At 66.9% G+C, this 16,000-nt stretch carries 29 protein-coding genes; all 29 read left to right on the forward strand.

The window, feature by feature from the left end:
• Position 1: 1 nt before the first annotated feature.
• The 29 genes from tuf (at position 2) to G545_RS0109335 (ending at position 15,972) form a co-directional block, all read left to right on the forward strand.
• Positions 2 to 1,192: an elongation factor Tu gene (gene tuf / locus G545_RS0109195; protein WP_027070118.1), complete on the forward strand. Its 1,191-nt coding sequence runs from the start codon at positions 2 to 4 to the stop codon at positions 1,190 to 1,192.
• Between the two features lie 325 nt (positions 1,193 to 1,517).
• Positions 1,518 to 1,829 (forward strand): 30S ribosomal protein S10, encoded by a 312-nt coding sequence (gene rpsJ / locus G545_RS0109200; protein ID WP_027070119.1) that lies wholly within the window; start codon positions 1,518 to 1,520, stop codon positions 1,827 to 1,829.
• 11 nt (positions 1,830 to 1,840) lie between these two features.
• Positions 1,841 to 2,497 carry a 50S ribosomal protein L3 gene (gene rplC / locus G545_RS0109205; RefSeq protein ID WP_027070120.1) on the forward strand — a complete coding sequence of 219 codons (657 nt, stop codon included), beginning with the start codon at positions 1,841 to 1,843 and terminating at the stop codon, positions 2,495 to 2,497.
• Positions 2,494 to 3,105: a 50S ribosomal protein L4 gene (gene rplD, locus G545_RS0109210; RefSeq protein ID WP_425477185.1), complete on the forward strand. Its 612-nt coding sequence runs from the start codon at positions 2,494 to 2,496 to the stop codon at positions 3,103 to 3,105. Before rplC ends, rplD begins: the two co-directional genes overlap by 4 nt.
• On the forward strand, positions 3,102 to 3,398 hold the full coding sequence (gene rplW, locus G545_RS0109215) for a 50S ribosomal protein L23 (RefSeq protein ID WP_027070122.1): 297 nt from the start codon (positions 3,102 to 3,104) through the stop codon (positions 3,396 to 3,398). The genes rplD and rplW overlap by 4 nt, the downstream gene beginning before the upstream one ends.
• 10 nt (positions 3,399 to 3,408) lie before the next feature.
• Positions 3,409 to 4,236 (forward strand): 50S ribosomal protein L2, encoded by an 828-nt coding sequence (gene rplB / locus G545_RS0109220; protein WP_027070123.1) that lies wholly within the window; start codon positions 3,409 to 3,411, stop codon positions 4,234 to 4,236.
• 6 nt (positions 4,237 to 4,242) lie between these two features.
• Positions 4,243 to 4,509 (forward strand): 30S ribosomal protein S19, encoded by a 267-nt coding sequence (gene rpsS, locus G545_RS0109225; RefSeq protein WP_027070124.1) that lies wholly within the window; start codon positions 4,243 to 4,245, stop codon positions 4,507 to 4,509.
• Positions 4,510 to 4,522: 13 nt separating this feature from the next.
• Positions 4,523 to 4,870, forward strand: coding sequence for a 50S ribosomal protein L22 (gene rplV / locus G545_RS0109230; protein ID WP_027070125.1), 348 nt, complete (start codon positions 4,523 to 4,525; stop codon positions 4,868 to 4,870).
• Positions 4,871 to 4,885: 15 nt separating this feature from the next.
• Positions 4,886 to 5,611, forward strand: a complete 726-nt coding sequence (rpsC, locus tag G545_RS0109235) for a 30S ribosomal protein S3 (protein ID WP_027070126.1) — start codon at positions 4,886 to 4,888, stop codon at positions 5,609 to 5,611.
• A 6-nt stretch (positions 5,612 to 5,617) separates the two neighbouring features.
• The gene (rplP, locus tag G545_RS0109240; RefSeq protein ID WP_027070127.1) at positions 5,618 to 6,031 is read left to right on the forward strand and encodes a 50S ribosomal protein L16; all 414 of its coding nucleotides are present in this window, start codon (positions 5,618 to 5,620) and stop codon (positions 6,029 to 6,031) included.
• On the forward strand, positions 6,031 to 6,216 hold the full coding sequence (gene rpmC, locus G545_RS0109245; protein WP_027070128.1) for a 50S ribosomal protein L29: 186 nt from the start codon (positions 6,031 to 6,033) through the stop codon (positions 6,214 to 6,216). Before rplP ends, rpmC begins: the two co-directional genes overlap by 1 nt.
• 10 nt (positions 6,217 to 6,226) lie before the next feature.
• The gene (gene rpsQ / locus G545_RS0109250) at positions 6,227 to 6,496 is read left to right on the forward strand and encodes a 30S ribosomal protein S17 (RefSeq protein WP_027070129.1); all 270 of its coding nucleotides are present in this window, start codon (positions 6,227 to 6,229) and stop codon (positions 6,494 to 6,496) included.
• Between the two features lie 14 nt (positions 6,497 to 6,510).
• A complete protein-coding gene (rplN, locus tag G545_RS0109255) occupies positions 6,511 to 6,879 on the forward strand; it encodes a 50S ribosomal protein L14 (RefSeq protein ID WP_027070130.1) in 369 nt (122 codons plus the stop codon).
• Between the two features lie 17 nt (positions 6,880 to 6,896).
• Positions 6,897 to 7,211 (forward strand): 50S ribosomal protein L24, encoded by a 315-nt coding sequence (rplX, locus tag G545_RS0109260; protein WP_027070131.1) that lies wholly within the window; start codon positions 6,897 to 6,899, stop codon positions 7,209 to 7,211.
• 11 nt (positions 7,212 to 7,222) lie between these two features.
• The gene (rplE, locus tag G545_RS0109265; RefSeq protein ID WP_027070132.1) at positions 7,223 to 7,765 is read left to right on the forward strand and encodes a 50S ribosomal protein L5; all 543 of its coding nucleotides are present in this window, start codon (positions 7,223 to 7,225) and stop codon (positions 7,763 to 7,765) included.
• A gap of 17 nt (positions 7,766 to 7,782) precedes the next feature.
• Positions 7,783 to 8,088 (forward strand): 30S ribosomal protein S14, encoded by a 306-nt coding sequence (gene rpsN, locus G545_RS0109270; protein WP_027070133.1) that lies wholly within the window; start codon positions 7,783 to 7,785, stop codon positions 8,086 to 8,088.
• A gap of 133 nt (positions 8,089 to 8,221) precedes the next feature.
• Positions 8,222 to 8,620 carry a 30S ribosomal protein S8 gene (gene rpsH / locus G545_RS0109275; protein WP_027070134.1) on the forward strand — a complete coding sequence of 133 codons (399 nt, stop codon included), beginning with the start codon at positions 8,222 to 8,224 and terminating at the stop codon, positions 8,618 to 8,620.
• Positions 8,621 to 8,636: 16 nt separating this feature from the next.
• A complete protein-coding gene (gene rplF, locus G545_RS0109280; protein WP_027070135.1) occupies positions 8,637 to 9,164 on the forward strand; it encodes a 50S ribosomal protein L6 in 528 nt (175 codons plus the stop codon).
• A 32-nt stretch (positions 9,165 to 9,196) separates the two neighbouring features.
• Entirely contained in the window at positions 9,197 to 9,550 is a 354-nt protein-coding gene (gene rplR / locus G545_RS0109285; RefSeq protein ID WP_027070136.1) for a 50S ribosomal protein L18, read from the forward strand.
• 62 nt (positions 9,551 to 9,612) lie between these two features.
• Complete coding sequence (gene rpsE / locus G545_RS0109290; RefSeq protein WP_036136373.1) at positions 9,613 to 10,143, forward strand: 30S ribosomal protein S5; 531 nt, start codon at positions 9,613 to 9,615, stop codon at positions 10,141 to 10,143.
• The gene (gene rpmD / locus G545_RS0109295) at positions 10,136 to 10,330 is read left to right on the forward strand and encodes a 50S ribosomal protein L30 (protein WP_027070138.1); all 195 of its coding nucleotides are present in this window, start codon (positions 10,136 to 10,138) and stop codon (positions 10,328 to 10,330) included. Before rpsE ends, rpmD begins: the two co-directional genes overlap by 8 nt.
• A 6-nt stretch (positions 10,331 to 10,336) precedes the next feature.
• Positions 10,337 to 10,774 carry a 50S ribosomal protein L15 gene (rplO, locus tag G545_RS0109300; RefSeq protein WP_027070139.1) on the forward strand — a complete coding sequence of 146 codons (438 nt, stop codon included), beginning with the start codon at positions 10,337 to 10,339 and terminating at the stop codon, positions 10,772 to 10,774.
• 7 nt (positions 10,775 to 10,781) lie between these two features.
• A complete protein-coding gene (gene secY / locus G545_RS0109305; protein WP_027070140.1) occupies positions 10,782 to 12,140 on the forward strand; it encodes a preprotein translocase subunit SecY in 1,359 nt (452 codons plus the stop codon).
• A gap of 332 nt (positions 12,141 to 12,472) precedes the next feature.
• Complete coding sequence (rpsM, locus tag G545_RS0109310; protein ID WP_027070141.1) at positions 12,473 to 12,829, forward strand: 30S ribosomal protein S13; 357 nt, start codon at positions 12,473 to 12,475, stop codon at positions 12,827 to 12,829.
• Positions 12,830 to 12,841: 12 nt separating this feature from the next.
• Positions 12,842 to 13,234 carry a 30S ribosomal protein S11 gene (gene rpsK / locus G545_RS0109315; protein ID WP_027070142.1) on the forward strand — a complete coding sequence of 131 codons (393 nt, stop codon included), beginning with the start codon at positions 12,842 to 12,844 and terminating at the stop codon, positions 13,232 to 13,234.
• 14 nt (positions 13,235 to 13,248) lie between these two features.
• Complete coding sequence (rpsD, locus tag G545_RS0109320; RefSeq protein WP_027070143.1) at positions 13,249 to 13,878, forward strand: 30S ribosomal protein S4; 630 nt, start codon at positions 13,249 to 13,251, stop codon at positions 13,876 to 13,878.
• 60 nt (positions 13,879 to 13,938) lie between these two features.
• Positions 13,939 to 14,937, forward strand: a complete 999-nt coding sequence (locus G545_RS0109325; RefSeq protein WP_027070144.1) for a DNA-directed RNA polymerase subunit alpha — start codon at positions 13,939 to 13,941, stop codon at positions 14,935 to 14,937.
• 15 nt (positions 14,938 to 14,952) lie between these two features.
• The gene (gene rplQ / locus G545_RS0109330; RefSeq protein ID WP_027070145.1) at positions 14,953 to 15,327 is read left to right on the forward strand and encodes a 50S ribosomal protein L17; all 375 of its coding nucleotides are present in this window, start codon (positions 14,953 to 14,955) and stop codon (positions 15,325 to 15,327) included.
• A 141-nt stretch (positions 15,328 to 15,468) separates the two neighbouring features.
• Positions 15,469 to 15,972 (forward strand): disulfide bond formation protein B, encoded by a 504-nt coding sequence (locus G545_RS0109335; protein ID WP_027070146.1) that lies wholly within the window; start codon positions 15,469 to 15,471, stop codon positions 15,970 to 15,972.
• The last annotated feature ends 28 nt before the right edge of the window (positions 15,973 to 16,000 follow it).

Here is a 16,000-nt window from a genome sequence, read left to right on the forward strand (position 1 = left end):
CATGGCCAAGGGTAAGTTCGAGCGCACCAAGCCGCACGTGAACGTGGGCACCATCGGTCACGTCGACCACGGCAAGACCACGCTGACCGCGGCGCTGACCAAGGTGGGCGCGGAGCGTTTCGGCGGCGAGTTCAGCGCCTACGACGCGATCGACCGTGCGCCGGAAGAGAAGGCGCGTGGCATCACGATCTCGACCTCGCACGTGGAGTACGAGTCCGAGACCCGCCACTATGCGCACGTGGACTGCCCGGGCCACGCCGACTACGTGAAGAACATGATCACCGGTGCGGCACAGATGGACGGCGCGATCCTGGTGTGCTCGGCCGCGGACGGCCCGATGCCGCAGACGCGCGAGCACATCCTGCTGGCGCGCCAGGTCGGTGTCCCGTACATCGTGGTGTTCCTCAACAAGGCCGACATGGTCGACGACGAGGAGCTGCTGGAGCTGGTGGAGATGGAAGTGCGCGAGCTTCTGTCCAAGTACGAGTTCCCGGGCGACGACACCCCGATCATCAAGGGCTCGGCGCTGAAGGCGCTGGAAGGCGACCAGAGCGACATCGGCGTGCCGGCGATCATGAAGCTGGTGGACGCGCTCGACGAGTGGATCCCGACCCCGGAGCGCGACGTCGACAAGACCTTCCTGATGCCGGTCGAGGACGTGTTCTCGATCTCCGGCCGCGGGACCGTTGTGACCGGCCGCATCGAGCGCGGGATCATCAAGGTGGGTGACGAGGTGGAGATCGTCGGCATCCGTCCGACCACCAAGACCACGGTCACCGGCGTGGAGATGTTCCGCAAGCTGCTGGACCAGGGCCAGGCGGGCGACAACGCGGGCCTGCTGCTGCGCGGCACCAAGCGTGACGACGTGGAGCGCGGCCAGGTGCTGGCCAAGCCCGGTTCGATCACCCCGCACACCCAGTTCGAGGCCGAGGTGTACGTGCTGAGCAAGGACGAGGGCGGCCGCCACACCCCGTTCTTCAAGGGCTACCGTCCGCAGTTCTACTTCCGCACCACCGACATCACCGGCGCGGTGACGCTGCCGGAGGGCGTGGAGATGGTGATGCCGGGCGACAACGTGAAGATGGCCGTCGAGCTGATCAACCCGATCGCGATGGACGAGGGCCTGCGCTTCGCGATCCGCGAGGGTGGCCGCACCGTCGGCGCCGGCGTGGTGGCGAAGATCATCAAGTAATACCCCGGTTGCGCATTCCGGCGGAAACCCGTTAGAATGCGCGACCACCGCGGCAGGCGCACGTCGCCTGCCGCCACCAGCGAAATGAGGGGCAGGACGCACCTCGTATTCGCCAGACAGGGACAGGTCGCATGGTGTCGCCCGCCCGGGATTCCCGGACGAGGCCGGCGCATGCGTTCACGCGTTTCCGTCTGGGGCGGGCCGGCAACAACCGGCCTGCCTTAGTTTTTGCAGTACACATGTGGCCCCGCGAGGGGCCGCGGACCACCGGGGTCCGGCGCATGACGCCGCCGTACCCGTCGCTCTTTAACCAGGGAATACCGTCATGGCGGACCAGAAGATCCGGATTCGGCTCAAGGCGTACGATCACCGTCTGATCGACCGCTCGGCCAGCGAGATCGTCGAAACGGCCAAGAGGACCGGCGCGCAGGTGCGCGGCCCGATCCCGCTGCCGACCAAGATCGAGCGCTACACCATCCTCGTCTCCCCGCACGTCGACAAGGACGCGCGTGACCAGTACGAGACCCGCACGCACAAGCGCGTGCTCGACATCGTCGACCCCAACGACAAGACCGTGGACGCGCTCATGAAGCTCGAACTCGCGGCTGGCGTCGACGTCCAGATCAAGCTGACCTGAGGGCCCGGGCCATGACGACGAAGAAGCACTCGTTGGGCATCGTCGGCCGCAAGGCCGGCATGAGCCGGTACTTCACCGAGGACGGCAAGTCCATCCCGGTGACGCTGATCGAGGCGACCCCCAACCGCATCACCCAGATCAAGACCGTCGAGACCGACGGCTACTCCGCGGTCCAGGTGACCGCCGGCGTGCGCCGCGCCTCGCTGCTCAACAAGCCGCAGGCCGGGCACCTGGCCAAGGCCAAGGTCGAGGCCGGCCGTGGGCTGTGGGAGTTCCGCGTCGACGACGGCAAGGTCGGCGACTTCGAGCTGGGCGGCGAGATCCGCGCCGACATCTTCGAGGTCGGCCAGAAGGTCGACGTCCAGGGCGTGACCAAGGGCAAGGGCTTCCAGGGCACGATCAAGCGCTGGAACTTCACCATGGGCGACGCGACGCACGGCAACTCGCTGTCGCACCGTTCGCCGGGTTCGCTGGGCCAGCGCCAGACGCCGGGCCGCGTGTTCCCGGGCAAGAAGATGGCGGGCCACATGGGTGCCGTCCGCCAGAGCACCCAGGGCCTGGAGATCGTGAAGGTCGACGCCGAGCGCGGCCTGATCGCCGTCCGCGGCGCAGTGCCGGGTGCGCCGGGTGGCGACGTGATCGTCCGCCCGACGAGCAAGGGAGCATGACGATGGAACTGGCCATCAACAACAGCAGCAAGACCGTGTCGGTCTCCGAAGAGATCTTCGGGCGCGAGTTCAACCAGGACCTGGTCCACCAGGTCGTGGTCGCCTACCGCAATGCCGGCCGTGCCGGCACCAAGGCGCAGAAGACCCGCTCGGAAGTCGCCGGCACCACCAAGAAGTCCAAGAAGCAGAAGGGTGGTGGCGCCCGCCACGGCGCGCTGACCGCCCCGATCTTCACCGGCGGTGGCGTGACCTTCGCGGCCAAGCCGCGCAGCTTCGAGCAGAAGGTCAACCGCAAGATGTACCGCGCCGCGGTCTCGGCGATCCTGTCCGAGCTCAACCGCCAGGGCCGCCTGACCGTGGTCGAGAGCCTGGACGCCGACGCGCCCAAGACCTCCGCCATGGTCGCGCGCCTGAAGGAGCTCGGCTGCGGGCGCCGCCCGCTGCTGGTGACCGAGGACGCGTCCGAAAACCTGTACCTGTCGGCCCGCAACCTGCCCTACGTCGAGGTCCGTGACGTCCAGGGCCTGGACCCGGTGTCGCTGGTCGGCGCCGACTCGGTGGTGATCACCGCCGATGCGGTCAAGAAGATCGAGGAGTGGCTGGCATGAACGACGCCAAGCTCTACAACGTGATCCGTGCGCCGCGCGTGTCCGAGAAGACCGCGCGCCTGCAGGAAGTCTCCAACCAATACGTCTTCGAAGTGGCGACGACCGCGACCAAGGCCGACATCAAGGCCGCCGTCGAGAAGGTCTTCGACGTCAAGGTCGAGGCGGTCAACGTGGTGAACGTGAAGGGCAAGTCCAAGGCCTTCCGTTTCCGCATGGGCCGTCGTCCCGACTGGCGCAAGGCGTACGTGACGCTGGCCGATGGCCAGTCGATCGACGTGATGGCCACGGCCTGAGGATCGATCCATGCCTTTGATGACTTTCAAGCCCACCACCCCCGGCCGCCGCAACGCGGTCCGCGTGGTCCATCCGGACCTGCACAAGGGTGCCCCGCACGCCGCCCTGGTCGAGAAGAAGACCAAGACCGGCGGCCGCAACCACCATGGCCGGATCACCACCCGGCACATCGGTGGCGGCCACAAGCAGCACTACCGCATCATCGACTTCAAGCGCAACAAGGAGGGCATCCCCGCCCGCGTGGAGCGGATCGAGTACGACCCGAACCGCACCGCCCACATCGCGCTGCTGGTGTACGTCGACGGCGAGCGTCGCTACATCATCGCCCCCAAGGGGCTGAAGACCGGTGACCAGGTGATCGCCGGCCGCGATGCGCCCATCCGCACCGGCAACACGCTGCCGCTGACCAACATCCCGGTCGGCTCCACCGTGCACTGCATCGAGATGAAGCCGGGCAAGGGTGCCCAGCTGGCCCGCGCCGCCGGCGCCGGCGTGCAGCTGGTCGCCCGCGACCAGGGCTACGCCACCCTGCGCCTGCGCTCGGGCGAGATGCGCCGCGTCCCGGCCGAGTGCCGCGCGACCATCGGCGAGGTCGGCAACGTCGAGCACAACCTGCAGAAGCTGGGCAAGGCCGGTGCCAAGCGCTGGCGCGGCATCAAGCCGACCGTCCGCGGCGCCGCCATGAACCCGGTGGACCACCCGCACGGCGGTGGTGAGGGCAAGGCCGGGCAGGGCAACCCGCACCCGGTTACCCCGTGGGGCGTCCCGACCAAGGGTTACAAGACCCGCCACAACAAGCGTACGCAGCACTTCATCGTGCGCGACCGCAGGAGCTAAACGGCCATGGCACGTTCACTCAAGAAGGGCCCGTTCGTCGACCACCACCTGCTCAAGAAGGTGGAAGCGGCGGCCAACAACAAGAAGCCGATCAAGACCTGGTCCCGCCGCTCGATGGTGCTGCCGGAGATGGTTGGCTACACCATCGCCGTGCACAACGGCCGCAACCACATCCCCGTGCTGGTCAACGAGAACATGGTTGGCCACAAGCTCGGCGAGTTCGCCCTGACCCGCACCTTCAAGGGTCACGTGGCCGACAAGAAGAGCCGCTAAGGAGATGGCCACCATGTCCAGCACCAACGAGGCGAAAGCCATCCTGCGCAGTGCGCGCATCTCGCCGCAGAAGGCGCGCCTGGTCGCGGACCAGGTCCGCGGCCTGACTGCCGAGCGCGCCGTGAACCTGCTCAAGTTCTCCGACAAGAAGGCCGCCGCGCTGATCCGCAAGGTCGTCGAGTCGGCCATCGCCAACGCGGAGAACAACCAGGGCGCCGACATCGACGAGCTCAAGGTCACCACCATCATGGTGGACGAGGGCCCGACGCTGAAGCGTTTCATGGCCCGTGCCAAGGGCCGCGGCACCCGGATCCTCAAGCGCACCAGCCACATCACCGTGGTCGTGGGCGCGGGCAAGTAAAGGCGGAGTCAGACTATGGGTCATAAAGTTCATCCGACCGGCATTCGCCTGGGGATCTCCAAGGACTGGAATTCCAAGTGGTACGCCGGCAAGAAGCAGTACGGCGAGTACCTGGTTGCCGACCTGAAGGTCCGCGACATGCTTCGCAAGAAGCTGGCGCAGGCCGGCGTGTCGAAGATCTTCATCGAGCGCCCGGCGAACAACGCCCGCGTGACGATCCACACCGCCCGCCCGGGCGTGGTGATCGGCAAGCGCGGCGAGGACATCGAGAAGCTGCGCCAGCAGGTCAGCAAGATGATGGGCGTCCCGGCGCACATCAACGTGACCGAGGTCCGCAAGCCCGAGCTCGACGCGCAGCTGGTCGCCGAGTCGATCGCGCAGCAGCTCGAGCGCCGCATCATGTTCCGCCGCGCGATGAAGCGCGCGGTCGGCAACGCGATGCGCCTGGGCGCGCTGGGCATCAAGGTCCACGTGTCCGGCCGCCTCAACGGCGCCGAGATCGCGCGCTCGGAGTGGTACCGCGAAGGCCGCGTGCCGCTGCATACCCTCCGCGCAGACATCGACTACGGCTTCGCCGAGGCCCGCACGACGTACGGGATCATCGGCATCAAGGCCTGGGTGTACAAGGGCGAGATCTTCGATTTCTCCCAGGTCGGCCAGGAGAAGCAGGACGACAGCCCGCGTGGCGATCGTGGCGAGCGGCGCGAGCGCCGCGAGCGCCAGCCGCGTGAATCGAGGTAACCGACCATGTTGCAACCAAAGCGAACCAAGTATCGCAAGATGCACAAGGGCCGCAATGACGGCCTGGCCTGGAGCGGCAACGCCGTCAGCTTCGGCGAGTTCGGCCTGAAGGCCAACGTGCACGGGCAGATCACCGCCCGGCAGATCGAGGCCGGCCGCCGGTCCATCAGCCGCTACGTCAAGCGTGGCGGGAAGATGTGGATCCGCGTGTTCCCCGACAAGCCCGTCACCAAGAAGCCCATCGAGGTCCGCATGGGCAAGGGCAAGGGCAACGTCGAGTACTGGGTCGCGCAGATCCAGCCCGGCCGCATGATCTACGAGATCGAGGGCGTCAGCGAGGAGGTGGCCCGCGAGGCCTTCCGCCTGGCCGCCGCCAAGCTCTCGGTCACCACCCAATTCGTGACCCGGACGGTGCGCTGATGGACCTCAAGCAGATGCGTGAAAAGTCGGCCGAAGAGCTGCAGGCCCACCTGGTCGAGCTGCACAAGGAGCAGTTCGCCCTGCGCATGCAGCAGGCCACCGGCCAGCTGGCCAAGACCCACGAGGCGCGCCGAGTGCGCCGCGAGATCGCCCGGGCGAACACGCTCCTGGGCGAGAAGAAGTAAGGATCACGCCATGACCGACAACAATACAGAGAAGGCGCTGCGCACGGTCGAAGGACGCGTGGTCAGCAACAAGATGGACAAGACCGTGACCGTGCTGGTGGAACGCCAGGTCAAGCACGCGCTGTACGGCAAGTACATCCGCCGCTCGACCAAGCTCCACGCCCATGACGCCGACAACTCCTGCAACGAGGGCGACGTCGTCCGCGTGAAGGAAGTCGCCCCGATGTCCAAGACCAAGAACTGGAGCGTGGTTGAGATCGTCAGCCGCGCGGCCGAGTAAGAGGAGGCTCAATCATGATCCAGATGCAGAGCTACCTCGACGTGGCCGACAACTCCGGTGCCAAGGAAGTGATGTGCATCAAGGTGCTCGGCGGCTCCAAGCGCCGGTACGCCGCGATCGGCGACATCATCAAGGTCACCGTGAAGGATGCGATCCCCCGCGGCAAGGTGAAGAAGGGCGACGTGTACGACGCCGTGGTGGTGCGTACCCGCAAGGGCGTGCGCCGTCCCGACGGCTCGCTGATCCGCTTCGACGGCAACGCCGCCGTGCTGCTCAACAACAAGCATGAGCCCATCGGCACCCGCATCTTCGGGCCAGTGACCCGCGAGCTGCGCTCCGAGAAGTTCATGAAGATCGTCTCGCTCGCACCCGAAGTGCTCTGAGCGGCGGAGGAACCGACATGAACCGAATCAAGAAGGGCGACCAGGTCGTCGTCACCGCCGGCAAGGACAAGGGCAAGAAGGGCGACGTGATCCGCGTGATGGGCGACAAGGTGGTCGTCTCGAACGTCAACATCGTCAAGCGCCATACCAAGCCGAACCCGCAGGCCGGCGTGGCTGGCGGAGTGGTCGAGCGCGAGGCGCCGATCCACGTTTCCAACGTGATGCTGTTCAACCCGGCCACCGGCAAGGGCGAGCGCATCGGATTCAAGGTGCTGGAGGATGGACGCAAACTGCGTGTGTTCCGCTCCAGCGGTGAGGCGGTCGACGCCTGAGGAATGCACAGATGACCACCCGGCTCGAAAAGTTCTACAAGGAAGAAGTCGTTCCCGCGCTGACCGCGAAGTTCGGCTACAAGAACCCGATGGAGGTGCCGCGCATCACCAAGATCACCCTGAACATGGGTGTGGGTGAGGCCGCCACCAACAAGAAGGTCCTGGAAAACGCCGTCGCCGACATGGCCAAGATCACCGGCCAGCAGCCGGTGGTGACCAAGAGCCGCGTCTCCGTCGCCTCGTTCAAGATCCGCGACGGCTGGCCGATCGGCTGCAAGGTGACGCTGCGCCGCACGCGGATGTTCGAGTTCCTGGACCGCCTGGTCAACGTCGCCCTGCCGCGCGTGCGCGACTTCCGCGGCGTGTCGGGCAAGGCCTTCGACGGCCGCGGCAACTACAACATGGGCGTGAAGGAACAGATCATCTTCCCGGAGATCGATTTCGACCAGGTCGACGCCGTTCGTGGCATGGACATCGCGATCACCACGACCGCGAAGACCGACGCCGAGGCGCGCGCCCTCCTGGAAGCGTTCCGCTTCCCGTTCCGCAACTGATACCCGAGGACAGATAGATGGCCAAGATCTCGATGGTCAACCGCGAGCTGAAGCGGGCCAAGCTGGCCGCCAAGTACGCCGAGCGCCGTGCGGAGCTGAAGAAGATCATCTCCAGCCCGACCGCCTCGTACGAGGAGAAGGAAGAGGCTGCGATCAAGCTGCAGAAGCTGCCCCGCGACTCCTCGCCGTCGCGCCAGACCACCCGCTGCGCCCTGACCGGGCGTCCGCGCGGCGTCTACCAGAAGTTCAACCTGGGCCGCAACATGCTGCGCAAGGCCACCATGAACGGCGACGTTCCGGGCCTGCGCAAGGCCAGCTGGTAAACGGCTTCACAAACTGGCAACAAGGGCCGGCGGTCTGCTAGACTTGCCGGCTCGCCTCGCCGTCGGCTCCCGCTGCCGGCCCAACAACTGAATTCGCAGCAGCGGATATCGGTGCACTCATAGGTACTCACGCATGAGCATGACTGATCCCATTGCCGACATGTTCGTCCGCATCCGGAATGCGGCCGCGGTCGGCAAGCCGACGGTAAAGATGCCGTCATCCAAGATGAAGGTCTCGATCGCGAAGGTCCTGGAAGACGAGGGCTACATCCTCGGCTCCCGGGTGACCGAAACCGGTCCGGGCAAGAAGGAGCTCGAGGTCGAGCTCAAGTATTACGAAGGCAAGCCGGTGATCGAGCAGCTGCACCGCTACTCGCGCTCGAGCCTGCGCCAGTACCGCGGCAAGAACGACCTCCCGAAGGTCATGGGCGGGCTGGGCATCGCCATCATCTCCACCTCCAAGGGCATCATGACCGATGCGCAGGCGCGCGAGCAGGGCGTCGGCGGTGAAGTCCTGTGCTTCGTGGCCTGACCGAGGAGATTACGAAATGTCCCGAGTTGCCAAGAAGCCCATCGCCCTGCCGAAGGGCGTCGAGCTGACCGTCCAGGACGGCACCGCCACCGTGAAGGGGCCCAAGGGCACCCTGTCGACCGCCATGCCGGACGACATCAAGGTCTCCATCGAGGATGGCCAGGCCGTGCTGTCGACCGAGGATCCGGGCAAGGTTCCGCTCAACGGCACCCTGCGCTCGATCGTCGCCAACATGGTGCACGGCGTTTCCACCGGGTTCGAGCGGAAGCTCGAGCTGGTCGGCGTCGGCTACCGCGCCTCCATGCAGGGTCGTGACCTGAACCTGCAGCTGGGCTATTCGCACCCGATCCTGTTCCCGGTCCCCGAGGGGATCACCGTCGCCACCCCGACCCAGACCGAGGTGGTGGTGCAGGGCGCCGACAAGCAGCTGGTCGGCCAGGTCGCGGCCAAGATCCGTGGTTTCCGTCCGCCGGAGCCCTACAAGGGCAAGGGCGTGAAGTACTCCGACGAAACCATCATCCGCAAGGAAGCAAAGAAGGCGTAACCGCGCCTTCGGCTTCTGGAGACGACAAGACCATGAACAAGAACATCGCCCGCCTGCGCCGCGCCAAGGCCACCCGTGCCCGCATCCGCGAGCTCGGCGTGCCGCGCCTGTCGGTGCTGCGCACCGGCCAGCACCTGTACGCCCAGGTCTTCACCGCCGACGGCTCGAAGGTCCTGGCCGCCGCCTCGACCACCCAGTCCGACGTGGCCGAGGGCCTGAAGAGCCGCACCAACATCGAAGCCGCCGCCCGCGTGGGCAAGGCAATCGCCGAGAAGGCGAAGGCCGCCGGCGTGGAGCAGGTTGCCTTCGACCGCTCCGGCTACCGTTACCACGGCCGCGTCAAGGCGCTGGCCGATGCCGCCCGCGAGGGTGGCCTGCAGTTCTGATCCCAAGCAGCACACAACGATAAGCGGCCAGCGGCCGTAAGAAACCGGAAGGTAAAGCAACCATGGCTAACGAACGCGATTCGCGGGGCCGCGGCAACCGCGAGGAAATCGACGACGGGATGATCGAGAAGCTGATCTCGGTCAACCGCGTCAGCAAGACCGTCAAGGGTGGTCGCCAGTTCACCTTCACCGCGCTGACGGTGGTGGGCGACGGCAACGGCAAGGTCGGCTTCGGCTACGGCAAGGCACGCGAGGTGCCGGTCGCCATCCAGAAGTCGATGGAGCAGGCCCGCAAGAACATGAACACCGTCGACCTCAACGGCGGCACCCTGTGGCACTCGGTGAAGTCCGGCCACGGCGCGGCGCGCGTGTACATGCAGCCGGCCTCCGAGGGTACCGGCGTGATCGCCGGCGGTGCCATGCGCGCCGTGCTCGAGGCGGTGGGCGTGCGCGACGTGCTGGCAAAGGCCGTCGGCTCGCGCAACCCGATCAACCTGGTGCGCGCCACCCTGCGTGGCCTGACGGAGATGCACTCCCCGTCGCGCATCGCGGCCAAGCGTGGCAAGAAGGTCGAGGAACTGATCAATGGCTAAGACCGAGAACAACGGCACCGTGAAGGTGCGGCTGGTCAAGGGCCTGCGCGGCAGCCAGGCCAAGCACCGGCTGTCGGTGCGCGCGCTGGGCCTGAACAAGCTCAACGACGTGCGTGAACTGAAGGACAGCCCGCAGGTCCGCGGCCTTATCAACAAGGTCCACTACCTGGTCCGGGTCGAGGAGTAAGCAACCATGCGTCTGAACACTCTTTCGCCCGCCGAGGGCGCACGCACCGAGCGCAAGCGCGTCGGCCGCGGCATCGGCTCCGGCCTGGGCAAGACCGCGGGCCGCGGCCACAAGGGCTCCTTCGCCCGTTCGGGCAAGGGCAAGATCAAGGCCGGCTTCGAAGGCGGCCAGATGCCCATGCACATGCGCCTGCCGAAGATCGGTTTCCGCAGCCGCACCGCGGGCGACACCGCCGAGGTCAAGCTGTACCAGCTGGAGCTGCTGGAGGCCGGCGAGGTCGATTTCGCCGCGCTGCGCGCGGCCGGCCTGGTGCCGTCCACCGCGAAGCAGGCCAAGGTCATCGCCAAGGGCGAGCTGACCAAGGCCTTCACCCTGAAGGGTCTGCTGGCTACTGCCGGCGCCAAGGCGGCCATCGAAAAGGCCGGCGGCAAGGTCGGGGAGTAAGCCGGGCATGGCGCGAAGCGGCAACGCAATGGCCGGCATGGCGGGCGGGCTCGGGAAGTTCACCGAGCTCCGCCAGCGCCTGCTGTTCGTCGTCGGCGCACTGCTGGTGTACCGGATCGGCTCCTACATCCCGGTCCCCGGGGTGAACCCGGACGCGATGCTGCGCCTGATGGAAAGCCAGCAGGGCACCATCGTGGACATGTTCAACATGTTCTCCGGTGGTGCGCTGGAGCGCTTCAGCCTTTTCGCGCTGAACGTGATGCCGTACATCTCGTCCTCGATCATCATGCAGCTGCTGGTGCAGATCGTGCCCAGCCTGAAGGCGATCCAGAAGGAGGGCGAGTCCGGCCGCCGGAAGATCAACCAGTGGTCGCGCCTGGGCGCCATCCCGCTGGCGGTGTTCCAGGCCTGGGGCATCGCCACCGCGCTGCAGGCCGGCGGCGCCAGCCAGGGCCTGTCGGTGGTTTACAACCCGGGCCCGGGCTTCGTGATGACCGCGGTGATCGCGTTGACCGCCGGCACGATGTTCCTGATGTGGCTGGGCGAGCAGGTCACCGAGCGCGGGATCGGCAACGGCGTGTCGCTCATCATCTTCGCCGGCATCGTCGCCGGGCTGCCGTCCGCGGTGATCGGCATGTTCGAGCAGGTCCGCAATGGCGAGATGAGCACCCTGATGGCGATCGGCATCGTGGTGCTGGTGGCCGCGGTGACCTACTTCGTCGTGTTCGTCGAGCGCGGGCAGCGAAGGATCACGGTCAACTACGCGCGGCGCCAGGGCGGCCGCAACGCGTACCAGAACCAGTCCTCGTTCCTGCCGCTCAAGCTCAACATGTCGGGCGTGATCCCGCCGATCTTCGCCTCCTCGATCGTCATGTTCCCGGCGACCGCGGCGGCTTGGTTCGGGCAGGGCAGCTCCTCGGGCTTCATGCTGCAGCTCAGCCAGTGGCTGAACCCGGGCGAGCCGCTGCACATGCTGCTGTATGGCGGGATGATCGCCGGGTTCACGTTCTTCTATACGGCCCTGGTCTTCAACTCGCAGGAAACCGCCGACAACCTCAAGAAGTCGGGTGCCCTGATCCCGGGGATCCGTCCCGGCAAGGCCACCGCCAACTACGTCGACGGGGTCCTGACCCGGCTGACGGCGGCGGGTGCGGCCTACCTGGTCGCGGTCTGCCTGCTGCCCGAGTTCATGCGGGCCGAGATGGGCACCTCGTTCTACTTCGGCGGCACGTCGCTGCTGATCACGGTGGTGGTGGTGATGGACTTCATCTCCCAGATCCAGGCCCACCTGATGTCGCACCAGTACGAGAGCCTGTTGAAGAAGGCGAACCTCAAGGGTTCGCGTGGCGGCACGGGCCGCCGCTGACAACCAGTCTTCAGGACCGCGGCCTCCTCGCCGCGGTCACCAGAGGGCGACCCGCGCGACGTCCCGCGCGCGGGTGGATCCACGGCCTGCCCGCGCGCCAGAGTAGCGCGCGGCGCCGGAGCCAGGGCGGCTGACACCGCCGGGGTTCCAGGCAGTCGGGATCCGTCGCCGGAGCATGGGCACACTCCCCATGCCGGGGTTCAGCCACCGCGGGTGGCCGGGCTTCCTATGACATCCGGGACATTGCTACAATTGCTGATTCACTCTTTCGAGTGCTCATCTTTGAGCCGGGTTGTCAGGCCCCGGCACGCCAACCAGTTGGAGATCGCGTTATGGCGCGTATTGCGGGCGTCAACCTGCCTGCCCAGAAGCACGTCTGGGTCGGGCTGCAAAGCATCTACGGCATCGGCCGTACCCGTTCCAAGAAGATCTGCGAATCGGCCGGCGTCGACTCGTCGACCAAGATCCGCGACCTGTCCGAGCCGGAAGTCGAGGCGCTGCGCGCCGAGGTCGGCAAGTTCGTGGTCGAGGGCGACCTGCGCCGCGAGATCGGCATGTCGATCAAGCGCCTGATGGACCTGGGCGGCTATCGCGGCCTGCGCCACCGTCGCGGCCTGCCGCTGCGTGGCCAGCGGACCAAGACCAACGCACGTACCCGGAAGGGTCCGCGCAAGCCGATTCGCAAGTAAGGGGGCAGCACGATGGCCAAGCCAACCGCCACCAAGACGAAGAAGAAGATCAAGCGCGTCGTCACCGACGGCATCGCGCACGTCCACGCTTCGTTCAACAACACCATCATCACGATCACCGACCGCCAGGGCAACGCCCTGAGCTGGGCCACCTCCGGTGGTGCCGGCTTCCGCGGCTCGCGCAAGTCGACCCCGTTCGCTGCCCAGGTCGCCGCCGAGAAGGCCGGCCGTGCCGCGCTCGACTACGGCGTGAAGTCGCTGGAAGTGCACATCAAGGGCCCGGGTCCGGGTCGGGAGTCCGCCGTTCGTTCGCTGAACAACGTCGGCTACAAGATCACCAACATCATCGACGTGACGCCGATCCCGCACAACGGGTGCCGTCCGCCGAAGAAGCGTCGCGTCTGAGGAGCTGAACAACCATGGCTCGTTACATTGGTCCCAAGTGCAAGCTCTCCCGTCGCGAAGGCGCCGACCTCGGCCTGAAGTCGCCGGCCCGTGCCCTCGACTCCAAGTGCAAGCTGGAGCAGAAGCCCGGCCAGCACGGCCCGACGGCCCGCCGTGGCAAGCTGTCCGACTACGCCAACCAGCTGCGTGAGAAGCAGAAGGTCAAGCGCATCTACGGCCTGCTGGAGCGCCAGTTCCGCAATTACTACAAGAAGGCGGCCGCCAAGCGCGGCAACACCGGCGAGATCCTCCTGCAGCTGCTGGAGACCCGCCTCGACAACGTCGTCTACCGCATGGGCTTCGCGGTGACCCGGCCGGCCGCGCGCCAGCTGGTCAGCCACCGTGGCGTCACCGTCAACGGCCAGCCGGTCAACCTGCCGTCCTACCAGGTCAAGGCGGGCGATGCGATCGCGCTGTCGGAGAAGGCCCAGAAGCAGCTGCGCGTGCAGGAGTCGATGACCGTCGCGCAGCAGATGGACCTGTCGCCTTCGTGGGTTGAGGTTGACTCGAAGAAGTTCGCCGGCGTGTTCAAGGCGGTCCCCGACCGGGCCGACCTGCCTGCCGACATCAACGAAGCGTTGATCATCGAGCTGTACTCGAAGTAATCCACCCGTTCGCGGGCCCGTGGCCACCACCGGCCACGGACCCACAGGAGACCCCCCAACATGACGGTTACCGCCAACCAGGTACTGCGTCCCCGCGGTCCCCAGATCGAGCGCCTCAACGGCAACCGGGGCAAGGTCGTGATCGAGCCGCTGGAGCGCGGCTACGGCCACACCCTCGGCAATGCCCTGCGCCGGGTGCTGCTGTCCTCGATCCCCGGCTTCGCGATCACCGAGGTCGAGATCGACGGCGTGCTGCACGAGTACACCACGGTCGAGGGCCTGCAGGAAGACGTGCTCGAGGTGCTGCTCAACCTCAAGGACGTGGCCGTGCGCCTGCACAGCGGCGAGTCGGCCACCGTGACCCTGAGCAAGCAGGGCCCGGGCACGGTCACCGCCGGTGACATCAAGACCGACCACAACGTCGAGGTGATCAACCCCGACCACGTGATCGCGCACCTCACCAAGGACACCTCGCTGGAAATGCGCATGAAGGTGGAGCACGGTTTCGGCTACCAGCCGGCCGCCGCCCGCGTGCGTCCCGACGAGGAGACCCGCGCCATCGGCCGCCTGATGCTGGATGCCAGCTTCAGCCCGATCCGCCGGGTCGCGTACTCGGTCGAGGCCGCGCGCGTCGAGCAGCGGACCGACCTGGACAAGCTGATCCTCGACATCGAGACCAACGGCACCATCGACTGCGAGGAGGCCGTGCGCACCGCCGCCGACATCCTCACCGACCAGCTGTCGGTGTTCGGCGACTTCACCCAGCGTGAGCGCGGCCCGGCCAAGCAGGCCAGCGCCGGCGTCGATCCGATCCTGCTGCGTCCGATCGACGATCTGGAGCTGACCGTGCGCTCGGCCAATTGCCTCAAGGCCGAGAGCATCTACTACGTCGGCGACCTGATCCAGAAGACCGAGGTCGAGCTGCTGAAGACCCCGAACCTCGGCAAGAAGTCGCTCACCGAGATCAAGGAAGTGCTGGCACAGCGCGGCCTGTCCCTCGGCATGAAGCTTGAGAATTGGCCGCCCGCCGGTATTGCCACGCACGGCATGATGGGCTAACCAGGAACCACGACCATGCGCCACCAGAAAGCCGGACGGAAGTTCAGCCGCACCAGCGCCCATCGCGATGCGATGTTCAGCAACATGGCTGCCTCCCTCATCAAGCACGGAGCAATCCGTACCACCCTGCCCAAGGCCAAGGAGCTGCGCCGCGTCGCGGAGCCGCTGATCACCCTGGCCAAGAACGACGGCGTCGCCAACCGCCGGCTCGCCTTCTCGCGCCTGCGCGACAAGGAAGCCGTCGGCACGCTGTTCGTCGAGCTCGGCCCGCGCTACGCGCAGCGCCCGGGCGGCTACCTGCGCATCCTCAAGTGCGGGTTCCGCGCCGGCGACAATGCGCCGATGGCGTACGTCGAGCTGGTCGACCGCCCGGAAGCGGCTGCCGAGTAAGCGGCACGCTTTGCGGCGATCGCCACGGCGATGACCCGAGACCCCGGCCCCGGCCGGGGTTTCTTTTTTGGCGGCCCAGCCCGCGGGCCGGGGTGATCCGGCGCTAGGCACGGGCCGCGACACCCCGTAATGTTGCCGCCCATGAACACGCATGCCGGTCCCACCTTCCGCACCAGCTTCCTGCTGGGTTTCCTCGCCTGCGCCGGCCTGATCGGGTTCGCGCTGTTCAGCCAGTTCCAGTGGGGGCTGGAGCCGTGCCCGCTGTGTATCTTCCAGCGCGTGGCCTTCGCCGCGCTGGGCGTGGTGTTCCTGCTCGGGGCGCTGCACGCGCCGCGTGGCCGGGCAGGGCGGATCGCCTGGGGCGTGCTCGCGCTCGCCGCGGCGCTGACGGGCATTGCTGTCGCCGGCAACCACGTCCGGCTGCAGATGCTCCCGGCCGACCAGGTGCCGGCCTGCGGGCCCGGGCTCGACTACATGATGGAGATGCTTCCGGTCACCGGGGTGATCCAGAAGGTGATGACCGGCTCGGGCGAGTGCGCGGACGTGGACTGGTCGTTCCTCGGTCTTTCCATGCCCGCCTGGAGCCTGGCCTGGTTCCTGCTCCTGGCCGCCTGGGCGGCCTGGGCGGCATTCCGCCGGCGCTGACCGCCGCCGCGACGGCCGCTCGCGCCGA

The sequence above is a fragment of the Lysobacter defluvii IMMIB APB-9 = DSM 18482 genome, from assembly GCF_000423325.1.
GTDB lineage: Bacteria > Pseudomonadota > Gammaproteobacteria > Xanthomonadales > Xanthomonadaceae > Novilysobacter > Novilysobacter defluvii.